At 33.7% G+C, this 4,311-nt stretch carries 3 protein-coding genes; all 3 read right to left on the bottom strand.

The window, feature by feature from the left end; all coding sequences use genetic code 11:
- Positions 1-133 precede the first annotated feature (133 nt).
- Positions 134-1,807, bottom strand: coding sequence for a CocE/NonD family hydrolase (locus AC3DU7_RS26580; RefSeq protein WP_488042274.1), 1,674 nt, complete (start codon positions 1,805-1,807; stop codon positions 134-136).
- 231 nt (positions 1,808-2,038) lie between these two features.
- Complete coding sequence (locus tag AC3DU7_RS26585; protein WP_488042275.1) at positions 2,039-2,482, bottom strand: cupin domain-containing protein; 444 nt, start codon at positions 2,480-2,482, stop codon at positions 2,039-2,041.
- A gap of 618 nt (positions 2,483-3,100) precedes the next feature.
- Entirely contained in the window at positions 3,101-3,871 is a 771-nt protein-coding gene (locus AC3DU7_RS26590) for a cysteine hydrolase family protein (protein WP_488042276.1), read from the bottom strand.
- Positions 3,872-4,311: the final 440 nt, after the last annotated feature.

Genomic DNA, 4,311 nt, shown 5'->3' on the forward strand with positions numbered 1-4,311 from the left:
GACAAAAAGTCTATATCTTTTTCGTAAGCATTCAGCTATCAGCTTTTTAAAGAATCAAGCAAAGATTAAGGTTAATCGTTTGTGTAAACCTAAGTGTAAATATCTAGAGGAAATTTAAGTTTTTTTCAGACTTTTAATCCTTCCTCCCTTTTTCTTCTTCCCTCTTCCCTCTTCCTTCTTCCTTCTTACTTACTTTAGATAAAGAAATTCTTGAAGGATTATTTTTTCCTGAGCTAACAGTTATAGTAATAATTTTTGCATCAATTAATCGTACTTCTTTTGGTGGCTTGTCTGTGCCAGGATTAATTAAATATGCAGGAAAACAAGCTGCACTTAAACTCAGTCGAATAGCATTACCTTTCTCAATTTTTATACAAGTTGGCTGTAAAGATATTTTCACTGGTAAGTCATTAGAAACAACCTTGATATAACCTTGGGTAAAATTATAAACATTACCGTTTTGTTTGACTTCAGATAACACAGCTGAAAGGTCAAAACTATTGGTATCTGCTGTACAATAAACTTCTACATAAACATCTCCAGCTATGTGTAAATCTTCTGTTAAAAATTCAGAAGTATAAGTCAAAATATCGGTACGACAATCTAATTCTGAACGTTCAAAAGAACCTGCCGGAAATGTGGCATGACCACCCAATGCTGGAACAGGTCGCCAGGGGTCATGTACGAATATATCATCAGTAGAAATATCTGGACAATTATCGTCAAGTTTCCCTGAATCTTCTCTCATATTCGCAAGTCCTGTACTAGCTAAATAATAGAACTGATAATTATTACTCGGCCAGGAATCAAAATTACGCCATTCGTTACTTCCCATCTCAAATAAAGAAACAGGCGATCGCTCTAATATTCCTGTATTTATTCCTTTGAGAACTTGATCAAACCATAATATTTGCATATCATCTATAGGGTTAGAGGCTGCTAAACCATAATTTACAGCTCCTAATTTTCTTCCCCAAGGAATATGAGACCAAGGACCTACTATTAATTTTTGTAAGAATTTACTGCGAGGAAATATTTTTTGATACAAATTAATTGTACCTCGTAGATAAGTATCAAACCAACCACCAATATGTAACATTGGTAGGTCTACATTTTCTAGATTTGGTGATAGATTTTGCCAGTATTCACCAGGTTGATAATTTTCTAACCATTGATGATAAAAAGAGTCTGGTGCATACTTATTCATTACTTTTGATAAAGCCGGAATTGGAGTGGAAAAAGACAAATTTTTAGCAGCTTGATAAAGTTCTTGATATGCTCCTTCATCTTCTTGTAAACGAGCAGTTTCTGTTGCTAATTGAATTGCCCAACCTAAGTTTGTTTGTAAACGAAATGCTCCCCCTTCATAAGCCCATTCTGAATATAAATTATCGGCAATCATAGCAGGACAAATTGTTTTTAAAGCAGGAAGTTTAGCACTAGCAGCATATAGTTGAGTCATACCTTGATAAGAAAACCCATACATCCCTATTTTGCCAGTGCTACCTGGTAAATTTGCTGCCCAATTAATAGTATCAATTCCATCGTTAATTTCATGGGTAAATAATTGAAATTCTCCCTCAGATGTACCTCTACCTCGTACATCTTGAATAATCACAATATAACCATGGGAAGCATACCATTTTGGATGAGCATAGACTACTGTCGAAGCGATCGCTCTGCCATAAGGTTGCCGCATTAATAGGACTGGAAATTCACCTTCTGCATCAGGGCGATAAATATCAGCATCTAAACGTACTCCATCTCTGGTAAATACTGAAGCTGTTTCTTTAGGTAAAACTTTCATTTTGGGAACAAGGAATAGGGAGTAGGGAGCAGGAAAGAGGGGATATTCCAGTAGGGTGAGTTAATGAAATGTAACGCACCATATAAATTTTAATTTTCTTAGTAATTAACAATTAATAATTGCTTCTCTTGAAAAATAAGATAATTTAAAAACAATATTTTTATTCCTTTTTAACCAGATGTAATTATACATTATCAATTATCCATTATCCATTAATGAACTTCTTCCTTCTTAAAGACAACTTGAGCGAGAAAGAACTTGCATATCTTCTTCATCCAAATCTACTGGTGTTCCACTACGAATTAGTTCCGCAAAATCTTCATTTGGCACCATAATACATAAAGCATAAAGACGAGTTAAACCAGTATTTTCTATAACATGAATCCCTTTTGGTGGCACTAAAATACTATCACCAGTACGAATATTAATAGATTTTCCATCACATCTTGCTATTCCTTCTCCTTTAATAATAAAGAACATTTCTACCGCAAAATTATGTCGATTTGGAGGAGTTTTTCCCCCCACATCAAAAATTTCTAAACATACAGTTAAAGAAGCATTTGCAATTACAGGGTCGAAAATAATTGCTAATCGATTACTATCATTAGGACTAATACGATATGCTTGATAATCTTGAGGAGATTTAAGGACTGGAATCATGCATTGAGTAATCATTTTATTATAGGTAATAGTATTAATTTATTCAGGAAATTATTGATTATTTAGTTGTAAGTATTCTGTAGGAAATGCTTACATTTCTTTGTAGTTTCACCTAGATACCAGTGATATCAAATCCGGTAGCATCAGTGTAATAAGATAGTGAATCAGAATCCAGAATTCAGAATCTCCTACGGAATGCTCCGCAAACAGAAGGGAAAATAACTCAGAATTCTTTCCGCTCTGGATGAAGATGGAATATTTTTTTATACCGAATTAAACGGATTCGAGATGACATCATCGCTACTCAGCTTGGCATTAAAATTTATAGTTTTTAACTGGCAATAAATAAAAAAAATTTTGTAATTTTACTTTTTATTTAAACTGATTTTTTTTCCTTCTTAAATTATATGTATTTTTGAATTTCATCTCTTTTTAACTTCAGTTGCAAAGTGCCAATTTTTCATAATTAGTATTTGACCGAACATGAGACTTTTCAGAAAAATATTTTGATTTTGATTTTGATTTTAATACCCCACCGTTTACAGGGTGTTTACAATTTCTTGGAGTTTGACTCCCCATCTACTTTTTCCTTTTTATTCCTTTAATCCTTCAGCCTTTCTTCCTTCTTCCTTCTTATCTAATAGTCTCTAAAATAGCATGAGAATTTGTGACAAACCCAAAACATTGTTTCACATTATAAATAGTAGCTTGCCAACAATATTCAGGGGAAGTAGTAGCAGTACAGTCCGAAACTAAAATGCAGTCATAACCAAGGAAATTTGCATCTTGTAATGTTGCCATTACACATTGATCTGCATTCACTCCTGCAAATAAGAGAGTTGTTTTGCCAATATTTCGCAGAATACTATCAAGAGGAGTATCCCAAAACCCGCTCATCCTATATTTACTTACACGAATATCTTCTGGTTGTTGCTCTAACTCATCAACAACTGCTGCTGCCCAACTTCCTTCTATAAGTACGGGGGCATTATTTTTTGGCAGTGGATCTCCTAAACCTATACCTTTACCAGTAGGGTTATACACATGGCGTAACCCAGCGCTAATATTCAGTAAGTCGGGGCGGTTTCCCCAATTTAACCAAATTATCGGAACCTTTTGCGATCGCAGTTGTGGTAAAAAATTTATTAGTGGTTGAATGGGGGACCTTGCAGGTGTTACATCTACACCAATATGAGCTAACCAACCATCAGGGTGACAGAAATCATTTTGCATATCTATAACTAGAATTGCTGTTTTAGCTAAATCTAATTTAATACTTTTGGTTTCAGTTTTAATGACAATGGGTTGAGCAGGAAGAGAAGGACGAGTAATATCTGCAGTTGTCTCATCCACTGCCCATGCATTGGGTGGTATACCCAGAGTTTCAAGGGAGGAATTCTGCATAACAGCTTATCAGGTAAATTTCTCAATAAAATAAGGAAGAGCATAGAAAAATTCTCTAAACTCTCCCTTATTTTCGTCGATCGTCATATTATTGCTTGTATTATTTAATGAATTTTTAATTTTCCTATTAACTGTTAGGGTAATTTTTATTTTTAAATGTTTGTATGGTAAATTAAAAGGTTGAAAGCTTTAAGCAACAATTTAGCCAATCCTCTTTTTTATCAGAAGAAGTAATTATTAATTATTAATTATTAATTATTAATTGTTGAACTACTCCCTTATTTATTAGAGAAAATTTAAAACTCCTGAGTTAAAACCCAGGAGAGTAAAAATGACATATTCCCAAAGCTCCCAATATATTTTGTGGAGAATTAAACTATTTAGTAGCATTACTTATTAGTTGTATAGGTGTATTTCTCCAGAGCTGGTCTAGTCTATTA

The organism is Okeania sp. (assembly GCF_983059655.1).